This window comes from Pseudoxanthomonas sp. JBR18 (genome assembly GCF_028198165.1).
GTDB lineage: Bacteria > Pseudomonadota > Gammaproteobacteria > Xanthomonadales > Xanthomonadaceae > Pseudoxanthomonas_A.
On record NZ_CP116339.1, the window covers coordinates 3,529,512 to 3,547,942 of the forward strand.

The 18,431-nt window shown below is 66.2% G+C and carries 17 protein-coding genes; 1 reads left to right on the forward strand and 16 read right to left on the reverse strand.

What is annotated here, in order from left to right; genetic code table 11:
• Window positions 1-6 precede the first annotated feature (6 nt).
• The 11 genes from PJ250_RS16070 to PJ250_RS16120 form a co-directional block, all read right to left on the reverse strand.
• Complete coding sequence (locus tag PJ250_RS16070) at window positions 7-750, reverse strand: energy transducer TonB (RefSeq protein ID WP_271645581.1); 744 nt, start codon at window positions 748-750, stop codon at window positions 7-9.
• Window positions 747-1,169: a TonB system transport protein ExbD gene (gene exbD, locus PJ250_RS16075; RefSeq protein WP_271645582.1), complete on the reverse strand. Its 423-nt coding sequence runs from the start codon at window positions 1,167-1,169 to the stop codon at window positions 747-749. The genes PJ250_RS16070 and exbD overlap by 4 nt, the downstream gene beginning before the upstream one ends.
• Before the next feature lie 10 nt (window positions 1,170-1,179).
• Window positions 1,180-1,905: a tonB-system energizer ExbB gene (exbB, locus tag PJ250_RS16080; protein ID WP_271645583.1), complete on the reverse strand. Its 726-nt coding sequence runs from the start codon at window positions 1,903-1,905 to the stop codon at window positions 1,180-1,182.
• 157 nt (window positions 1,906-2,062) lie between these two features.
• Window positions 2,063-2,461 (reverse strand): YbaN family protein, encoded by a 399-nt coding sequence (locus PJ250_RS16085; protein ID WP_271645584.1) that lies wholly within the window; start codon window positions 2,459-2,461, stop codon window positions 2,063-2,065.
• Complete coding sequence (locus PJ250_RS16090) at window positions 2,458-2,892, reverse strand: DUF423 domain-containing protein (RefSeq protein WP_271645585.1); 435 nt, start codon at window positions 2,890-2,892, stop codon at window positions 2,458-2,460. Before PJ250_RS16090 ends, PJ250_RS16085 begins: the two co-directional genes overlap by 4 nt.
• A complete protein-coding gene (locus tag PJ250_RS16095; RefSeq protein WP_271645586.1) occupies window positions 2,889-3,482 on the reverse strand; it encodes a biliverdin-producing heme oxygenase in 594 nt (197 codons plus the stop codon). Before PJ250_RS16095 ends, PJ250_RS16090 begins: the two co-directional genes overlap by 4 nt.
• A 77-nt stretch (window positions 3,483-3,559) precedes the next feature.
• Entirely contained in the window at window positions 3,560-5,065 is a 1,506-nt protein-coding gene (locus PJ250_RS16100) for a surface lipoprotein assembly modifier (RefSeq protein ID WP_271645587.1), read from the reverse strand.
• A gap of 104 nt (window positions 5,066-5,169) precedes the next feature.
• Entirely contained in the window at window positions 5,170-5,952 is a 783-nt protein-coding gene (locus tag PJ250_RS16105; RefSeq protein ID WP_271645588.1) for a Slam-dependent surface lipoprotein, read from the reverse strand.
• Window positions 5,953-6,066: 114 nt separating this feature from the next.
• Window positions 6,067-9,153: a TonB-dependent receptor gene (locus PJ250_RS16110; protein WP_271645589.1), complete on the reverse strand. Its 3,087-nt coding sequence runs from the start codon at window positions 9,151-9,153 to the stop codon at window positions 6,067-6,069.
• 283 nt (window positions 9,154-9,436) lie between these two features.
• The gene (locus tag PJ250_RS16115; protein ID WP_271645590.1) at window positions 9,437-10,426 is read right to left on the reverse strand and encodes a FecR family protein; all 990 of its coding nucleotides are present in this window, start codon (window positions 10,424-10,426) and stop codon (window positions 9,437-9,439) included.
• A 94-nt stretch (window positions 10,427-10,520) separates the two neighbouring features.
• Entirely contained in the window at window positions 10,521-11,015 is a 495-nt protein-coding gene (locus tag PJ250_RS16120; protein WP_271645591.1) for an RNA polymerase sigma factor, read from the reverse strand.
• Between the two features lie 244 nt (window positions 11,016-11,259).
• Between PJ250_RS16120 and PJ250_RS16125 the strand changes: the two genes are divergently transcribed.
• Window positions 11,260-11,730: a recombination directionality factor gene (locus PJ250_RS16125; RefSeq protein ID WP_271645592.1), complete on the forward strand. Its 471-nt coding sequence runs from the start codon at window positions 11,260-11,262 to the stop codon at window positions 11,728-11,730.
• A gap of 36 nt (window positions 11,731-11,766) precedes the next feature.
• Here PJ250_RS16125 and PJ250_RS16130 read toward each other — a convergent pair whose 3' ends face one another.
• The 5 genes from PJ250_RS16130 to PJ250_RS16150 all read right to left on the reverse strand — a co-directional run bounded on the left by PJ250_RS16130 (window position 11,767) and on the right by PJ250_RS16150 (window position 18,413).
• Window positions 11,767-15,966 carry a S8 family serine peptidase gene (locus tag PJ250_RS16130; protein ID WP_271645593.1) on the reverse strand — a complete coding sequence of 1,400 codons (4,200 nt, stop codon included), beginning with the start codon at window positions 15,964-15,966 and terminating at the stop codon, window positions 11,767-11,769.
• Window positions 15,967-16,042: 76 nt separating this feature from the next.
• On the reverse strand, window positions 16,043-16,306 hold the full coding sequence (locus PJ250_RS16135) for a hypothetical protein (RefSeq protein ID WP_271645594.1): 264 nt from the start codon (window positions 16,304-16,306) through the stop codon (window positions 16,043-16,045).
• 34 nt (window positions 16,307-16,340) lie between these two features.
• Window positions 16,341-16,868, reverse strand: a complete 528-nt coding sequence (locus PJ250_RS16140) for a hypothetical protein (protein ID WP_271645595.1) — start codon at window positions 16,866-16,868, stop codon at window positions 16,341-16,343.
• Window positions 16,869-16,908: 40 nt separating this feature from the next.
• Entirely contained in the window at window positions 16,909-17,460 is a 552-nt protein-coding gene (locus tag PJ250_RS16145; protein WP_271645596.1) for a hypothetical protein, read from the reverse strand.
• Entirely contained in the window at window positions 17,457-18,413 is a 957-nt protein-coding gene (locus tag PJ250_RS16150) for a hypothetical protein (protein ID WP_271645597.1), read from the reverse strand. The genes PJ250_RS16145 and PJ250_RS16150 overlap by 4 nt, the downstream gene beginning before the upstream one ends.
• Between the last annotated feature and the right edge of the window lie 18 nt (window positions 18,414-18,431).

The window sequence follows — 18,431 nt, forward strand, 5'->3', positions numbered from 1 at the left end:
CGTTTTCTACCGCAAGAAGAAATCAATCGGCGTACTCACCTCCACCGGGTTGCCGGGGATGTCTGTCGGGGGCGGGGGTAACGGACTCGCACGCTGTACGGCAGCCACAGCCTCGGCATCCAGCAGTTCGTGGCCACTGCTGGTGGCCAAGCGGACCGAGAGCACCTTGCCTTGCCGGTCCACGGCGTACTGCACGAGCACCGCGCCCTCGTAGCGACGGCGCTGCGCGGCGCGCGGGTAGCGCTTGAATTTCTCCAGGTGGCCAAGCAGCTGTGCCTGCCAGGTGACCATCGCCTGCTGGGAGATGCCGGAGAGGGACTGGCGGGCGGCATAGCGTGCGTCTGGTGGCGCTTGCAGGTTGGGCGGTGCGCTGGTCTGGGACACGTTGGTGTTGGCATTTTCCTCGTTCTGGCGTTCTCGTACCGGCTGAGGCAAGGCGACGTCGGCCCGTTCCTGTGGTTTCTGCTGCGGCTCCGGCTCGGATGTCGGTTCCGGTTGGACCTTGGGTTGGGTTTGACGTTGTTCTTGCTGTGGGGGGCCGGGCGCCAGATCGGTCGGCGGCGCTGGCGGCGCGCTTGGCAGGGGCGCCAGTTCCACCATCACCGCTTCGGCCGGTTCCGGCGGCGATTGCCGCAGCTCATACGAGCTCCACCAAAGGGCCGCGGCAATGATCGCCGCATGCGCAGCCAACACCAGGCCGAGACTGGCGCCCCAGCGCAGCGTCTGCCGATCCTGCTCCAGCACGATCATTCGCCAGCCTGCTCCAGCCCGACGAGCGCCACCTTGAGGTAGCCGGCCGTGCGCAGTGCGTTCATCGTCGACATCAACTCGCCATAGGGCACGCCCTTGTCGGCGCGCAGAAAGATACGCTCGTCGCGGTTGCCGTCCGTGAGCGCGTCCAACTTCGCGGCAAGCTCTGCCCCGACCACCTTGTCCTGATTGAGGCTGAGCGACAGGTCTTCCTGCACGGTCAGGTAGATTGGATCATTGTCCTTCTGCTGCGGTTGCGCGGTGCTGGCAGGCAGGTCGACCGGCACGTCCACCGTGGCCAGTGGCGCGGCGACCATGAAGATGATCAGCAGCACCAGCATCACGTCGATGAAGGGGGTGACGTTGATCTCATGGTTCTCGTCGAGATCGTCGTCGTCGCGGCTTGTCCGGATAGCCATCAGTTCGCCCTCAGTCCGCTGCCTGCACCGCGCTCAAGCCGGCCTTGGGCGATTCGCGCCGGTCCAGGTCGCGCGAAACCAACTGCTGCACGTCGGCCGACAGGTCGCCGAGGCTGCCCTTGGTGCCGCCCAGGGTGCGGGTGAAGTGGTTGTAGATCACCACTGCGGGAATCGCGGCGACCAGGCCCAGTGCGGTGGCCAGCAACGCTTCGGCGATGCCGGGCGCCACCACCGCCAGATTCGTCGTGTTCGATTTAGCGATGCCGATGAAACTGTTCATGATTCCCCACACGGTGCCGAACAGACCGACGAAGGGCGCAGTGGCGCCAATAGTGGCGAGGACGCCGGTGCCCACGCGCAAATGGCGCGTGTAGCTCAGCTCGATCCGCTCCAGCCGCGATGCGGTGCGCTCCTTGATCCCGGCCTTGTCGGTCAGGCCCGCCGACTGCTGCAGTTCCGTGCGTGCCTGTCCAAGCAGGTCGTGGGCGATACCCTCGGCCAAATGGGGGTTTGCCTCAGCCTCGGACAGATGCGATGCCTTCGCCAGTACCGCGCTGGCGGCACGCAGTGAACGCCCGATCCGGCGCAGCTCCCAAGTCTTGGCGACCAGCACGGTCCAAGTGACGATCGAGGCCAGCGCCAAGCCGATCATCACCGCCTGCACCACCCAGTCGGCGTGCAGGAACATCTGCCAGGGGCTGAGATCGGGGGATAGTTTTACGGTTGCAGTTTGCATGGTTCAATCCAATTCATCGGGACAGATAGGAAAAAAGGCGGGTGGCTGCGGCAGCAGTCCGGCAGGTCCGCTGCCCGCAAGATGAGTGCATGGGGCGACGGACCGATGCCGCAGGATGCGGCCAAGCCTGCACGAAGCCGGACCGGCCGTTTCCTGCTCACGGTTCCGGCCTGCACCACAGCCACAACAGCACGCAAGCCATGCAGCCGACGATGATCACCACGCTCGGCCGGTGCGGGATGGTCAGCGCCGCGAATATCCCGGCCAGGGCCATGGTCCCGGTCGCCGCCCACTTGGCCCGCCGCGGCAACCGGCCTGCCTGCCAGTGCGCCAGCAGCGGACCGAACACCCGGTGGCGCAGAATCCAGGCATGCAGCCGCGGTGAGCTGCGCGCCGCCGCCCAGGCCGCCAGCAGCACGAACTCGATCGTGGGCAGCCCGGGCGTCACCACGCCGACGAAGGCCACGCCCAGGCTGACCACGGCCAGAATCCGCAACAGGACGCGGCCCAGGCCACCGGTCGGCATCTGCACCGGAGCGGAGTCCAACGGTTTCATGGGCGCCCGGAAGCTGGAAACAGCCCGGCGGACGCCAGCGCCAGCCAGCCCAGGATGAAGCTCACCCCGCCTGCTGGCACCACATAGCGCGCGCTCCCCTGCGCCAGCGCCGGCCACCACAGATGCAGCGCGTAGATGCCGAACGAGAAGCCCACGATGGCGGCCAGGAACAGCACGCCGGCCAGGTGCAGCCAGGGACTGGACCGGATCTGGCCTGCCAGCGCCACGCCCAGCAGGGCCAGGGTGTGCACCAGCTGCTGCAATCCCTCCGAGCGGGCCTGCTCCAGCGCCCGTGGCAGCGGTTCCGGGGAAACCGACTGCGCCAGCCCGTGGCTGGCCCAGGCCGCAATCGCCACTGCCGAGGCCCCGGACAACCCAGCCAGGATGCTCCACAACCGCAGCGCGCCCGCGCCTTTCTCGTGCCGGCTCATCCGATCTCCTCCCGCACGTAGCCCTGCACGGCGCGGAAGGCGGCCTCGGCCCCCAGCACCATTTCACCTTCCTGCGCAGGCGACAGCGGCACGCTGTCCAGCACCTTGGTGAACTCGCGCCAATGCCGCGCCGCGCCGTCCGGATGCGCGGCGAGGTGGCTCGCGCCCAGGCCACTGCCCAATCCCAGCTTCTGGCTGGCCAGCTTGTAGAGGATGGTGCCGCCGAGGTTGGAGCCTTCCGCTACATACAGCCAACCCAATGCCGTCGGCAGTGACGTGCCATTGTCCAGCTTGCCCGGTACGGGCAATGGCAGCGCCTGTCTCAGGTCGCTCAAGTCAGTGGCGATCTTCAGGAGTCGGCGGCGTTCGCCCAGGTTTGGGATCAGCGCCACCAAGGCTTCGTTGCCATACAGCGCATCGATGTCGCGGTGGAAGCGGTACTGCACGCGCACGAACTTTGCGAACTTCTCACGGCTGGCGAAGATGTCGCGGGCCATGATGGTCTTGTCCAGACGGTCGTGGGTGGCGTGGGTGGCCGCCTTCAGGCGCTGGCTGCGGGCGGCGATGGATTCGAGGGCGGTTTCGTTCATGGCGGCGGCTCGTGGGAAAGCAGTGAATGGGAGGACGTTGGCGTACATGGGAGGAAGGGAGGACCGGTCATGAGGGGTCAGAACGTGCGTTCGAGCTTCAAGCTGACGACGTTCTTGTCGTAGCTGTAGAGCCAGTCGACGTTGCTGCTGACGTCGTTGCGGCGCAGGGTCAGCAGCGGCGTAAATCCGGCGAAAGACCAGCGCGTTGCCTTGACGATCAGAGTGATGTTGTCCTCGCGATCGTCGCGGCGAGCATCGAGCAGCGCGCTGTACGCGTCGTAGTCGCGCCAGCGGCGCGAGGAGAACAGCGTGCTGGTGAATCCCTCGGGCCACTGCAGCGACGCGCCCAGGCGCACGCCCTTTTGCAGGTAAGCATTCACCGCCACCGGGGCGTCGCTGTCGAGGATGTCCACACCACCGAAGACGGTCCAGCGCGCGCCCAGGCTGCGGAACCAGGTGGCATAGAGCGAGCGCAGTACACCGTCGTAGTTGCTGGCGAAATCGGCGCGGCGGTAGCGCAGGTCCTTCCAGTCGCCTTCGAGCTTCAACAACGACTTGGCCGAGGCGACATAGCTCCATTCGCCGTGCACGCCCCAGGCGCTGTATAGCGCCGCGTTGCCAAGCGCGTAGTAGTCGAACGACGGCGCCAGCGCGACAGTGTGGCGGCCGCTGCGGTAGGCGTAGCCGGCCTGGGCGTTGAAGTTGAGTTCGTTGTAGGCGCTGTTGTCGCGGTAGCTCTGACCGAACAGCAGCGAGCGCAAGTAAAGGCCGTGGTGGTCATGCAGCGCCCAGTGCTTGTCCAAGCTGGCGTCATAGTCGATGCCGGTCGAGACAATGGCATCGGGTGTGCGTCGTTCGATGAAACAGACGTCCTCGAGATTGAGCAGGCACATTCGGCTGGCCGACGTGCGGTTGACGTTGTCGCTCCAGGCTGGGCCGAGTGCGAAGGAGCCGTGCCAGGCGCTGCGGTTCTCCAAGGCATGGCGGAATGTGTCCAGGGTCCTGCGTACACCTTCGGTGGACGGATCAGCTGCGTCGATGCTCGCGGCGATGTCCTCGAACAGCGCGGTCGCTTCGCGGTCCTGTTGGTCCTCGAACAACACGCGCGCCAGTTCCAGGCGGCCGGGCAGGAAGTCCGGATGCAGTGCCAGCAGCGCACGGAATTCGCGTTCCGCCTCGCGGTAGCGTCCATGGATCCGGGCCAGCGCGCCTTGGGCGTAGTGGACCAGCTTCGGGTCGCGATCGGACAGGGTCAGATACTCGTCGAGAAAGCGTGCCGCCAGATCCCACTGCCGTTGCTGCAGCGACAGATACAGTGCGCGACCAACGTCGTTGGCATTGTGGTAGATGGTGTAGGTCTGACCATCGACGGTCAGGGTGGGGCGCGCGCCGTCCTGTTCGTTCTTGAGCAGTTCGCGCTCGCGCTCCAATGTTTGCCGCTGCAGGCGCTGGTCGAGGATGCGATGCATGTCGTCCTGGTCCTGGGCGTGCAGCGTCGAGCTCGCCAGGCAGGCCAGCAAGGTCAGGACAATCGCGCTTGCGCCAGGCGAGTGCGGGCGTGCCGTGGAGAAGCGAATTCGCATGCGTTGGGAGTACCGGGACAGTGGCAGGGGCTGGCAGAGACGGCTGACCCTTGCCGTATCGTCAAAAGAACTACAACTGGAAACGAATCAAGACCACCGATTCGTTACTTGGTGCCGCCAAAGGCGGTGTTGTAGGCGTGACCGGTGCCGAAGTTGGCGACACCTGCCAGCGCAGCGGCACTGGCACCGAAGAAGTTGCCGGTGGTCGTGCCGCTGGCGGCGCCCGCACTGCCCACGCCCGCTGCCGTCCCCGAGAAGCTGGCATTGGTGCTGTTGATGCTGGCGTTGACGGCGATAGACAACCCGCCGCCGGCCACGCTGCCGGTCAGGGTGTTGGTGCCGCCGAAGGTGGCGGTCAGCGTCCCGGTCAGGATGGTGCCGCGATTGGTGCCCTTGGCGACGTAGGTGGCCGTGCTGGTCGGCAACGTGGTGCCGGCGTTGTCGCCGACGTAGTACGCCTGGCGGTTGCTGTAGCCCGGGCTGCCGTCGGTGGACCACTCGCCGATCCAGACGTCGCCGGTGCCGACGCGGACGAAGTTGAAGTCGCCCAGGCCGTTGTGCGGCGGATCGTTCGGATCGCCGGGGGTGCCGGGCGTGGTCGGATCGTGCAGGTTGTACAGGGTGAAGTTGTTGCCCAGTGAGGTCGAGGTGCTGGAGGCGGTCAGGCCGTCGAAGTCCACCCTCAGGCCGCCGGCGAAGTTGGAGATGCCGATGCCTGCTTTGCCTGGCGTATGCGGGCCGCCAAGGACCTGCGACTCACCGACGGCGATCGACGGCGTGCCGCTGGTGGCGGTCTGTGTACCGACGATGGCGGCCTGGGCTGCACCGGCGATGGAGAAGACGGCGATGGCAGCCGCCAGCGTGGTCATGCGATTGCGGATGTTCATGGAAGGTTCCTTCCTTGTTTGATGGGAATGTCTTGCATGTTCCGATTGGATGAAGGATTGGGATGATTGATCTGGGCGGGGCTTTTCTCCTCTTTGGCGTCGGGGCGACGAAAATCAGAATCGGGCAGTCAGGCTCAACTTCAGCGTGCGGCCAGGAGCCGGCAGCAACGAGCGCGTGGCGGGATCGGCGTAGTACTGGTTGGTCAGGTTGGTACCGATCAGTTCAACCTGCAGCGCATCGTTGACGCGGTAGCTGGCGTAGGCATCCAGCAGCAGGGTGTCGTCCCACGAGAACGGCACGTTGAACACGCCCAGGTTCTGGTCGGTGACGGCAGCGAAGTTCTCCAGATCCTGGTTGGTCTTGCGCCTCTCGTAATAGGTGACGCGGCCACCGATCTCCAGGCGACGATCGAGGAAACGCCCGCCCAGCGACCAGTTGGCCGACAGCTCCGGGATGGCCTGGGTCAGCAGGTAACTGCCAATGAAACCCTGGTCCACGCAGGTGGGCACCCGCCCGAAGGTCGGGTCCAGCAGCAGCGCGGTGTTCTCGTCGCAGACCTCATTCTTCAGGATATGGGCCACGCCCAAGTCGGTGAAAAAGCGGCCGTTGTCGTAGCGGCCCTGGAACTCCAGTCCGCGTACGGTTTGCTTGTCGATGTTGTGGAAATAGAAGCTGTTGTCGCGTTCGATCAGGTCGTCGGTCTTGCGCGAGTACCAGGTCAGCTTGATGTCGGCGATGGCGTCGCTCGCCAGCAGGTGGCCGAGGTCGTGGATGTACGCAAGTTCGTAGTTGTAGACGTGCTCGGGCTTGAGTTCAGTAAATGGGTTGATGCTGGCGCTGAAGGCCAGCGTGCTCTCGAACATGCTGGGGTAACGCAGCAGCTCGTTGTAACTGAAGTAGCCGCGGCTGTAGTCGGAGAAGTGCGCCGTCGCGGAGAACGACGGCGTCCAGCCGTGGTCGCGATGCTTCCTGGCGGTGGCGTATCCGGACCAGACCAGGTTGGTGGCATAACTCATCCTGCATGGCCCCTCGGACATGACCGTGCTATTGACGTAGGGGTTGTCGGCCACACTGCCGTTGAGGCAGGCGTTGTCTTTGCGGTGGTAGTTGCCATTGGCGTCTGGCGTCCACGGGACAGAGCGCTCGATGCCATTCCAGTTGGCCAATGCGTCGTTAACTAAGGCATCAACCTGCTCATCGGTAAATCCAAAGAGGTCCTGGAAAATTTCCCACGTGGCACGCTGCGACGCTTCAAACTCGCCCAGCTCCTCCGGCGATTTGGTGTAGTAGCGGGCGCTGTAGCCGGAAATGGAGCTGCGAATCTCGTCCGGATGCGCGGCGACGAAATCGTCGTAGGCCCAGAACGAGGAGTAGCGTGCACCGGCCGTGACTGTCAAGAAGTCGACCGGCCGCCACTCGAAGTTGAAGTTGGCGTTCCATTCCTCGCGGCGGCCGGCGCGCGGGAACATGCGCCAGCTGGCGGTAGGGCCCAGGTACTCGTCGCGTGAGCGCAGTTTCTCGTGCTGGAAGTCGCCGCCGACGGTCAGGTCCAGCGTGTCGGCCAGGCGGAAGGTGTTGCTGAGGGTGAGGCCGTTGCGGGCGTTGTCGGTATCGGCAAGGCCGCCGTTGGTGATGACAGGATGGGTGCGGTCCCAGTAGTTGGGGTAGCTGCCGGCGGTGTAGGTGGCGCTGTCGGTTTCCGAGCGCCAGGCGTTGACGTACAGGTCGATCCAGCGGCTGTCTTCCGGATGCCACTTGTATTCCAGGTTCCAGGACTTGGCATCGACGCGGCTGAGCGGCCACTGCGGCAGGCCTTCTTCGGTCCGGTTGATGCGCGAAGGCATGATCTCCCCGGAGTGCGACAGGCTGTCGCGATAGCCCAGTTGCAGCTCCTGGTCGTCGCTGGGGCGCCAGGTCGCCTTGAACAGCCAGGACTCCATCTTGCTGGAGGTGTTGGTCACTTCCTCGCCGGGTCGCAGCCGGCTGGCCATTGTGGTGATGTAGTCGCCGATGCTGGCGTCTTCCGGCGGCTGCGAGTAGTAGCCGGCGTTGCGCTCGCCGGCGTAGTAGTTGCCGCGGTCGCGGTAGGCGTAGGCGGCAAGCAGGTCCACCGCGTCGGACTTCCAGCCCAGCGCCAGGCGGTAGGCGTAGTCCTCGCCGTCGAAGACGTTGTTGCCGCCACCGCCGGTGTGCGGCTGCACGCGCAGCGTCGGATCGTTGGCCGGCGTGGTCGTCGCCAGCTCGGGCACGTCGCGGTAGTCCTGGCCGGTATACAGCCGCGCCGGCGGTCGCGGCTCGACCGCGTTGCTGCTGCCCTCGACCTTGAACTCGCCGCCGAAGCGTTCGCCTTCGGGGACGATGTCGTCCACGTCCAGGGTCTCGATCACGACCGCGCCGCCGATGCCGCTGTTGACGTTGCGGGTCAGCGACGGCCCCTTGAAGATTTGCAGGCCGCCGATGAGGTTGGGGTCGATGTAATTTCGGTTGCTGACGCCGTTGTAGCCGCGCCACACGGTCAGCGCCTGCTCGGTGCCATCGATGGTAACCGGCACGCGGCCCGGCCCCTGGATGCCGCGGATGTTGACGTCCAGCGCGCCGCTGTTGCGGGCATCGCCGCTGAACACGCCGGCCACGCCGTTGAGCAGGTCCGAGGGCGTGGCGCCCTTGTAGCGTTCGATCTCCTTGCGGCCGACGTAGGCGGTCGACATGTCCAGGTCGTAGACGTTGTCATAGCCGCGGACGTCACGTTGCGCGCCGGTCGCACCTTCGTGCCGCGCGCCGGCCACACTCAGGGCGTTTGTGGCCACAACGCCGTGATCGCTGGCCTGTGAGGAAGGCACGTCCTGGCCGTTCTCCAGTGCCACGATGTCATCGTCCACGCGCCGCGCGACCAAGCCGGTACCTGCCAGGAGGCGTTGCAGGGCTTCGTCCGCGCTGAACTCCCCGACGACGGCGCTGGATCGCAGGTCGTCGGCGATCCGGCTCCGGAACACCACTTGCTGCCCAGAGACCCGGCCGTATTCGCGGGCGGCTGTGCCCAGCGGTTGGGCCGGGATGTCGTAATTGCGAACGGCGGTTTGCATCGTGGTCTGCGCATTGGCGGCAGGAGCGACGAAGGCTGGCGTCAGCGCAGCAGCGATGTAGACAGCAAGGACGACCGGCGCGATGGCGCGGCGGCGTGGCGCTGGAACGAACGGCACGGATGAAAGCTCCTCAAGCGATGGGACAGGGACACCTTCCGTGGGGATTGCCCATACGGAAGGTGGCGAGTTGTTTGGCTTGAGGAAACGCGGCGTTTTTCTCTGGCTATACCGTTAAAGACAAATGAGAATCGTTTTTGTCCACGCCGTACTGCGGGTGGAGTCGAGGGTCGTCCGGCCTGAATTTATCTTTCGTTCATTTCCGGATGATTCGTCCCCTCGCCCTGAACCGTGATGAGCGCGCGAGGCGGATCTGCGGGGCGAGCTGGTTCAGCTCGTCTGCTCAGCCCAATCCTGCGGTCAGCAGCAGCGCGCCCCCCGGCAGCTTGCGCACGGTCAGGCCTGCCTGATTGGCGACTGCCTGAATGGCCTCGTTCGGGCTGCGGGTATGGAAGATCGCGGTGATCGGCTCATCCGTGCCGTGGCTGCCGATGACCCAGACCGGTCCGCGCCGATAGCGGGCGATCTGGGCAATGGCCTGCCGGGCCGGTACGGTATCCAGCACGATTTCACCCTGCCGCCAGGGTGCGACGTCGTTGGTGGCGATCGCTTGCGGCGTCGAGGACATCAGTTCTCCCTTTCGGTACCGGATCTGCTGGCCCTGACCCAGTTGGACCCAAGGTCCTACGGGGACCGCAGCCACTTCGACCCGGCCCTCGCTGACGGCGGTGATGACTTGATCGTCCTCCAGCACGACCGAGAACGCCGTGCCGATGTCGTGGACGCTCCCGTCGAGGGCGGCCACCCGGAATGGCCGCGGTTCGTGGGAGACGTTGAACCAGGCCCGTCCGCGCAGCAGCTCGATGTCGCGGGCACTCTTGTCGAAGCGCAGGGCCATGGCGCTGTCGGCGTCTAGAAAGACCTCGCTGCCATCTTCCAGGGTGAAAGACTGCGGCTGGGCGCCGGTGCGCATGTCGCTGCGCGCCGCCAGCCACCATGCTGGCGACCACACGAATACCACTCCCAACGCCGCAGCGGTGGCCAACGCCAGCGCTGGCGAGCGCCAACGGCGCAGCCGGGGCGTGGGGCGTGCGGCGGTATGTGCCTCCCTCGCCAGATCCGGCAGCGCGGCCAGCACCACGGGGCGGGCCTGGTCAACTTTGTGCAGGAAGGATTTTTCCTGCTCAAAGGCGATGCGGTGGCGCGGATCGGCTTGCAGCCATGCTTCCAGTTGTCGGCGTTCGTGCGCGCCGAACTCGCCCGATCCTTGTCGGAGCAACCATCTCAAGGCTTGCCTGGCGTGACGCGGCGAGGGACGGGGCGTGTGATTCATGGACTGGAACCCGTTGGGCTGTCGGATGACAGTTCTATTGCTATGGACAGTTCAGTGAGGGGGTGTGTCCACACTTTTTTATGGGGCGATCGGCTCAACTGCCATGGTGCCGCCGGATTAACAGGGTGGCGCGCAGCACGTGTCTGGCGACCAGGCTCTTGGAAATGCCCATCCGGACTGCGATTTCTCGATCGGACAGGCCCAGGTAGCGGTTCAGGACGAACGCACGGCGGACCGGCTCGGGCAGGCCGAGGATGGTCTTGGCGATCTCGCGCAACTGGGCCTGGTCGATGCCGGTCTGCTCGCCGTCGAGACCTGGCAATTCGGCAAGTTCGCTGCTGTCGGACAGATGCTGGCGTTCGCGCGCCTCACTCTGTCCGCGGTTGATCGCGTGGTGGTAGGCCATCCGGTACAGATAGCCGCGTGTGTCCTGGATCGGCGGATCGCCCGGAACGGCGCAGGCCTTCAGGTACATGTTCTGAAGGGTGTCCTCGGTACTCGCCGGGTCGAGGTAGCGCCGGAGGAAGCGTGCCAGGGAACTGCGTTCGGAGATGAGCAACTCGACCAAGGCGAAGGCATTGGGCGACATGACGACGTCCTGCAGGCCGGATGGGTGGGGTGGGCGAGATGGCGATGATCCGGCAGTCGGGATTCTAGCCGATCCGCCTGATCGGGCTGCCTGCGACGCCGTCGGACCCGGCAATCGTTCGTCATAACGATATGTCCTCTGGCAGAGGCAGGCACGCGCCGTCGCGTGTTCTTGGGTTTGATGGGGCGAGAGGCCAAGAGAACATCGAATTGCCGATATGACTCGGTATTCCAGGCGTCACTCCATGAACACCATCCATCCGCTGGTTCCGTCCACGCTGCCGGCCACCGTGCTGGGGCAGGGGAACGTCCGTATCCCCACCGCCGGCAAGATTCGTGCGGGCATCAAGGTGTTGACCCAGAAGGCAGCGACGCAACCCAAGGCCCGCGCGCTGTATGAGCAGGGCGTGGCAGCCGGGAAGACGTTTGACCAGATCGAGCAGGCGATCGCGGCCACGTTGCCTGAATTGAGGCATCCGCTGGTGCCGCGCAACGTGCCGTGGTTCACCGTGCGCGGACAGGATTTTCCCAACCCGGTCTTGGCGCAGCAGATCCTCGATGCCTACGGCGAGGATCGCGGTGAGGGCCGGCATCTGTATCGCTTCCCGGTCGTGTTCCCGGCCGCGTCCTTGTCGACACGTAGCGCCCAGAGGCTTGAACGCTCGGATATGCGGGGCCATCGCTATGACCCCGGTCAAGCGGCTGCCGTTGTGTAACGCGTCTGCTGGAACCAATGTGTTGGGTTGATTAGGTCAGCGGACCCGCGTCGGATCGCTGGCGCTGCCGTCCCACAGGTTGGACATCGGTCCTTGTCGAACCGAATTCTGCACCACACCGTCTAGCCAGCAGCGGTGAGAGGGAAACCGGCTGCCTTGGATGAAAAGCGAAGTGATCAACGGGACCCCGCTGGAGACGTCGATCGTGCCGATGATCTCGTGCCAAATGAAAACCGAAGGACGCCGGCAGATCACATCGAACGGAGCTTTGGCCAACTGGTGCGGTTCGCCCTTGACGCCCCAGCGGAAGCGGATCCGCGAAGCATCGATGCGCCGTGTCGAGAATGGTTGATCGATGATCAGTGGTGGTGCCTGCAGACATGCCGGCAGGCTTGGCAAGCACTCCTTGCCAGCGTCGGTGTCCAGCGCACCGCGCAGTCCAACCGACAGCAGGTCGGCGCCACGGAAGGTGGCCTGCACCTGACCTTGGGAAAACAGCCGGTAACCCTTGCCCTCCGGCGGTGGCGCGCGGAACCGGTCCTGACTGGTCGGGTTCTCCTGGAATGACGCGTCGGTCGCCAGGGCCAGGCCATGCAGCGCAGCGTTGGCGGCGGTCGAGGAACCAGGAATGGGGATCGGGCCGATCGACGCGCTGCAGTCGAGCGAGCCGATGTTTGATCCGATCGTGGCGATGAAGCTCTTGCCGGTGATCTGGAACACCTTGGTTTGCGTTACTGGTCGCGGTGGAACTGGCACCGGAACAGGACGGCGCAGGCAGACCTGCACGCGGCGGTTGCGCGGACGATCCCCATCGGCGATCTGACTGCTCTCGCCACGGCTCAGCGGCATCATCGCCACCCCGGTGCTGCTGCCTGGCCGCATCCGTTCCAGGGTCTCCTGCAGTCCGCGCCTGACGCTTTCGGCGCGACGCAACCCCAGGGTGAAGTTGTTGATCTCTTCGCCCTCGCTGCTGGCGAAACCGGTAATCTCGACCAATCCGATCCGTTCGCGCTGGATACGCCGGGCCAGGGCGATGAGCTGGGTGTGGTGCGTCGGCAGCAGGGTGTCGCGTCCCTGAGCAAAGCCATCCAGGGTCGTGCAGTCGGTGGTATCACCGACGCCGCCGGAAGGTGCGGCCGGGACCAGCGACTGGTGGGTGGTGGCTGTCGATCCGCTGGCCTGGCGCAGGGCCGCTTCGGTCCGCGGCCCGACAATGCCGTCGGCGACCAGGCCCTGCTGTTGCTGAAAGGCAAGGATAGCCGCACGCGATTGCGCCCCGATGACGCCATCGACGGTGAGCTGGATCCCAAGCGCGCGGTTGAGCGCCTGCTGGATCCAACGCGCATCGACCGACTCGACCTCCTCGCTCCAGGAAGTCTGCTCATTGGGCAGGCGGGGCCGCAGCACCAGCGTGTCGGGAAGCACGCGTTGGGCGGTATCGGTGACCCTGCGCGCGAAGCGATCATCGCGCAGGGCCGGGCGGTGGCCTGGTTCGATGACATGGACAAAGCCGCCGTCACGATGCCTGCCTTCCAAGCGAAAGCCGTTTTCGCGCAGGGCCGGTCCACGCCACAGCCCTGGAGCGGCGAGCACCGACAGCTGTGCATGCGTACCGTCGCTGCGTCGTAACAGCCAATCACCGGTGGCCATGGCCGGTGCTTGTTGCCCAGGCGCGGCGACCAGGTCGAACTGCCTGGCCAAGGTGTCGGGCAGGCCCGGACGCCGACCGCTGAAATGATCGAACAGTCTGGCCGGCAGCCGGGCAGCGCCCGGCGCATCTGGATCGAATCGGTCGTGCTCGGCATGGGCGGCACGGGCCAGCAACTCGCTCACGAAGCGGGCAGACGATTGCGTTGGGGCCTCGGCTACCGCCGATTCGGCAATCTCGTCGTACTCGGCGGCCGGCACCGGCCAAGCGGTCGAGCGTGACCAGGCTTGGGCCTGGCGTCCATCATCGGCATCTTCGACTGCCTCGCCTGTGTACTCAAATGCATTGGCCGCCAGGTAGGAGTCCGCCGCCTGGGCGGCATCACGTTCGGTAACCAGCCACGGAGCCTCTTGCTCGACCGCGTCGGTGATGGTCGGTGCATCCGAGGCCACGGTCACCGGTACATCCGGGATCGGCGTGGGCGCGCCATGCGCGCAGGCGCATGGCGGCGGTGCGATGGGCGGACTTTGCGTCGGGGCCGTCGCCGGCGCTGCCGCTCCGACCGGGATGGCCAGTCCGATGCCTGATCCCATGGGCGTGACCAGCGCGGCGCCGACACCCCCGGGTCCGATCACCGGCGCGATGATCGGACCGGCCGCGCGCCGACGACGTACGACATACTCCACAGCGTCCTCCGGTGCGTCGTCGGCCTGCGTGTCGACCACGGCCTGGACCACTTCCAGCACCGCGCGTGCTTGCTGATCTGTCGGGATCGCGTCTGTCGGAGGGTGTGAGGGTGCAGCATTGTGGTCATCAGTCGGATGCAAGGTGTCCATGAGCTGCTCCTTGAGCAGGGAGGGGCGGGGAGTGGCGGTTGCGCGCAAGGCGGAGAGCGCGGCCCCGATATCCAGGCGTCCGGCGCCCGCGCGCAATCGATCGGCGGCGTTCAGCGTCCTGTATGGCGTGGCGCTGTCGCACAGCAGCGCGCGGATACGGGCATGGCCCAGGGTGGCGCCACCGGCCTGAAAGAGCAGCGCGGCCGCGCCGGTGACGTGCGGTGCGGCCATGCTGGTACCTGACATGCGCACCGCACGGGCCTGGCTCGGCTCGCGCCGGCTGGCCGAGCGCGCAGACAGCACGCGCACGCCAGGGGCGAGCAGATCGGGCTTGGTCCGACCATCGCGGGTCGGGCCAGAACTGCTGAATCGGGCGAGCGGAGCGTCGGCGGCACGTGCGTCGTAGGCACCCACCACCAAGGTGCGATGGCCATTGCAGATCGAGCCGGTGGTCGAGCCGGTCGCCGCGCGCGTGTCGGGAAAGTGGGACTGGCATGCGGCACATTGCGAATCGCGCTCGATCCACGCATGCCAGTGCCCATCGGCGATCTGGCGGCCATCCAGAGCGAGCGTCCATCGGCCGGCTGCGGCCGGCGCGTCCAGCCGCAGCGTGATCTGGTGGTCGCCGTTGTTGGGATCGTGGCGGCGATGGTAGAGCCGGCCTATTTCGATTCCGTTATCGATCACAGCGGCTTTCGCGCCGAGCGGGACGGTGCAGAGCATGCGGCCATCCGGCGCCATCACGCGCGCATCGACTGCGTCGCAGCCGCGGTACCAGATCTCGATGTCGTTGGCAGTGGTGTCGTTTTGATCGATCAGGATCGGAAGCAGCGCGGTCTGGCCATTTCCAAGGCGACCGCTGGCGTGGATCCGGCGCGCGAAATAATTGCCGGTGCTCTGCACCACGATGCGATCGGGTCGCGCCTGCAGAAACGCATCGATGCCTTGTTCGACCAGGGCAGTACCATCGTGCGGCCCGCAGTGGGTCCCCAGGCTCATGTTGATGCAGGCCGCGTCGGCGCCTGCCAAAGTGTCGATGAAGTGCAGGCCCTCCAGCACCGCAGGCGAGTCGGTGAGCGGTGCGCGGCCAGGCCGTCCATTGCTGGGAGCCAATTGGACGAAGGCAAGTTCGGCCTGCGGCGCCACCCCGACAGGTGCGACCCGTCCATTGCCTGCGGCGATCCCCATTACATGGGTGGCATGCGCGCCGGGGCCGTGGTCGCTGCGGCGCGGGTCGTAGCCCAGGGCGCGGAACGGAGCCTCGCTGGCCAGGGCACGGTCGATGTCCTGGCGCAGATGGATGCGGCCATAGCCATAGAGGTTAGGATGCGCCGGATCGTAGCTGGCGCTCTGATCCCACAACGCACGCAGACGCGTACTGCCATCGGGATGGCGAAAGTCCGGATGGGTGAAGTCAAACCCCCAGTCCAGTGCGGCGATCAGCACACCGTCTCCGGTCGGCCAGTCATCGCGGCGGCGCAGATCCGTTGCGTCGGCGACCGTGGTGTCGGTGGCCAGGCTTGCCGCCGGTTCGGGCATCAGTCGATACGGCGCCTTGAAGCTGGCCACCGCTTCGCAAGCGTAGGATTCGGCCACATCCCCGCGTCGCACGCGCACGGTGGCGATGTCACCGAAGCGGACGACGAGGCGGATGCGATCGGGCAGCGGGGCGAGTGGATCGAGACGGACGATCGCCGAGATCGCATCGTGCTCGTTGCCAACGCGGAGCAGTTCCTGCAGGGCCGGGTCCATTGCCGTGCTCGATGGTTGAAGGAAGGAAGTCGCGGGCGGCGCCAGGCCGCCCGCTGTGCGGTGCGCCGGGCCTGCCTCAGGACCGGGATGACTTGCCGGCCGGTGCGGGGAGCGTGCTTCCGGTCGCGGCCGAAGCCTCCGACGAGTCCTGATGCTCGGTCCCGGCCTTGCGCACGACCGGTGCTTGGCGATCGGCCATCGCATTGGCCAGGACCAGGCCAAGCACCGGCTGGGACATCAGCGCGGCGACCGCGCCGATGCGGAACTGGTCCGCCGGTTCCTCGATGCCCTTGCTGCGTGCGAGTTCCTTACCGATCAGTAACTGGATGAGCTGACTCATGGCGTGTTCCTCAGCGGTAGCGTGATGGGGCGGCTCACTTCTGCATCGCCATGACCAGCAGCAGCGGCAGGCCGATGCCGCCCAGCCCCGTGGTGTCGGTCGTGCCAGGCGATCCGGTCAGGCCGCCGCCGCCAGACATCAGCAGGATCGGCAGCATCCGGCTGAAGGTGTCGTTGGTCGGCACCAGGACCTCGGTGCCGCTGACATTGGCGGTCTTCTGGGTGCTCAGCAGCGGCAGCAGCATGGACACTTCGCGCAGGGACTTGACGTCGCCCTGGATTTCCTCCATCGCCTTGGCCTGGCGGCCGGTCTGCGTGGCGACGGTGTTGACCCGCGATTCGATCGACTTGATCGCGCGTGCGTTGGTGCCGATCTTCTCGTCCAGCCGGCGGCTGGCGTTGACCAGATCGGCATGGGTGACCGGACGGCTGGAATTGGCGGCGGGGACCACGTTGCCGCGACGTGGTACCGCGACCGGACGTGGCCGGAAGCGCGGCCTGGCCGCTTCGTCGTAGTCCTCGTATTCATCGTATTCGGCGATGGCGTCTTCGTACTCGTACATGGCAGATCTCCTTGCTGGGGAAAAGGCGCGGTGGCGCCGGTCAGTCGAGCGGCGCGGCGGCGGAGCCGCGGCCGGCGCGATCGGGGTCGGAATTGAAAGCGGGTGCTGCAACGAGAGCCGCGTCGCGGCTTGCCAGACGGCGCGCCGCGGGTGCCACCAGTCGTGCGTAGAGCGCCGGATCCGGCGGCTGCCAACCGCCACGACCACGGCCGGCGCAGTGTGGACAGTCGGTGCGCTCGCCCCAGCACGCCAAGCACGCGCCCAGCGCCGCGGCGCAGATCTCCAGGCGGTCCTGTTGATCCGTCAGCGCGCTACGCAGGGCCCGGGCGCTGCGGCGCAGACGATCATGGCGATCTTGCAGTTCCAGCAGGTCGTGCTCGCATTCGGTCTGGTCAGCTCCGTCCACGGCTTGCTGCGTTTGCAGTGTTTGCGCAGCCTGGGCCTGGCGTTGAGCGAACAATCGGCACAGCGCGGCCATGCGGGGATCCTCGCGCTCGAGCGTGGCCAATAGATCGCTCTGCATGTCCGGATCAATGCCGCCCTCGACTTGCGTGCCGGCCGACGATGCGTTGAGTAGATCGGCAACGTTCATGCGTAGGTCACCCGGTCATCGTCGTAGGCATCGGCCTGCTCCCAGTTGTCCTGCCAGTCTTCGTTCCATTGCTCGTCTGGGCCGGCCTGATCTTCGACGTAGAACGCTTCCTCGATCTGGCGGACATCGGCGTGTTTCGACGCAGATCGTGGTGGCCGCGTATTGGAAAAGAGCTGGGCGAGCCAATCGGCGCGCGCATCGGGATCGGCGGCATCCACGGCGAATTCGCCGGCGTCGTTCATGAGGTAGACCGGCATGGATTCGTCGGCGCCGCTCGACTCATGCGCGGCCTGTGCGAACAACGAGCCCAGCATGTTCATGACGGCGCTCGTTGGCACTGGCGTGCCACCGACGCTGACCTGCGTGCGGCCCAAGGGCCCAAGCAGTTGCGAGGTCAGCGCCCGTTGCACCTCCGGCCGCGCCAGCAAACCGGCGATCTGGCCACCGACGCCGCCGGGCCTTGACGCGATGGCCGCGCCGCCGGAAGTCATGCCGGCCAACGCGGGACCGGCAATCCTGGCGATCTGGCCGAGTTGTCCGGTGCGGGCCGTCGTTGCCGAGCGTGTCGCTCCGGCGATGCGCGCCGGACTGCCTGCGCCCGACGCACCGTGCCCGCCATCATGGCGTCCACCGCCACTGAGCGCGCTGCTGACGCCACCGATCGCCGCACCCGCCAGGGCGCCCCAAGGTCCGAGCGCGGCACCGGTCGCCGCGCCGGAGGCGATGCCGGGCAGCGCATTTCCCAGCACCGGCGCGGCCTGCCTGGCGACATGCGCCACACCGCGTCCGAAATTGGAGAACGCGTTGCCGATGCCGCCAAGGAAATCCTCGGCATCATTTGCGCTGACTCCCGGGCCATACAGATCGGTGACGACCTGTTCGATCACCTCATCGTCGACCTCGGCGTACTCGCTGCGCAGCGCGCCGCGCAGGATCTGGTAGTTCTGGCTCATCTGCTTGTCCTCGGTTGG

Coding starts and splice junctions, on each gene's coding strand:
- PJ250_RS16070 (WP_271645581.1), bottom strand. CDS start 750: ATGATCGTGCTGGAGCAGGATCGGCAGACGCTGCGCTGGGGCGCCAGT.
- exbD (WP_271645582.1), bottom strand. CDS start 1,169: ATGGCTATCCGGACAAGCCGCGACGACGACGATCTCGACGAGAACCAT.
- exbB (WP_271645583.1), bottom strand. CDS start 1,905: ATGCAAACTGCAACCGTAAAACTATCCCCCGATCTCAGCCCCTGGCAG.
- PJ250_RS16085 (WP_271645584.1), bottom strand. CDS start 2,461: ATGAAACCGTTGGACTCCGCTCCGGTGCAGATGCCGACCGGTGGCCTG.
- PJ250_RS16090 (WP_271645585.1), bottom strand. CDS start 2,892: ATGAGCCGGCACGAGAAAGGCGCGGGCGCGCTGCGGTTGTGGAGCATC.
- PJ250_RS16095 (WP_271645586.1), bottom strand. CDS start 3,482: ATGAACGAAACCGCCCTCGAATCCATCGCCGCCCGCAGCCAGCGCCTG.
- PJ250_RS16100 (WP_271645587.1), bottom strand. CDS start 5,065: ATGCGAATTCGCTTCTCCACGGCACGCCCGCACTCGCCTGGCGCAAGC.
- PJ250_RS16105 (WP_271645588.1), bottom strand. CDS start 5,952: ATGAACATCCGCAATCGCATGACCACGCTGGCGGCTGCCATCGCCGTC.
- PJ250_RS16115 (WP_271645590.1), bottom strand. CDS start 10,426: ATGAATCACACGCCCCGTCCCTCGCCGCGTCACGCCAGGCAAGCCTTG.
- PJ250_RS16120 (WP_271645591.1), bottom strand. CDS start 11,015: ATGTCGCCCAATGCCTTCGCCTTGGTCGAGTTGCTCATCTCCGAACGC.
- PJ250_RS16125 (WP_271645592.1), top strand. CDS start 11,260: ATGAACACCATCCATCCGCTGGTTCCGTCCACGCTGCCGGCCACCGTG.
- PJ250_RS16130 (WP_271645593.1), bottom strand. CDS start 15,966: ATGGACCCGGCCCTGCAGGAACTGCTCCGCGTTGGCAACGAGCACGAT.
- PJ250_RS16135 (WP_271645594.1), bottom strand. CDS start 16,306: ATGAGTCAGCTCATCCAGTTACTGATCGGTAAGGAACTCGCACGCAGC.
- PJ250_RS16140 (WP_271645595.1), bottom strand. CDS start 16,868: ATGTACGAGTACGAAGACGCCATCGCCGAATACGATGAATACGAGGAC.
- PJ250_RS16145 (WP_271645596.1), bottom strand. CDS start 17,460: ATGAACGTTGCCGATCTACTCAACGCATCGTCGGCCGGCACGCAAGTC.
- PJ250_RS16150 (WP_271645597.1), bottom strand. CDS start 18,413: ATGAGCCAGAACTACCAGATCCTGCGCGGCGCGCTGCGCAGCGAGTAC.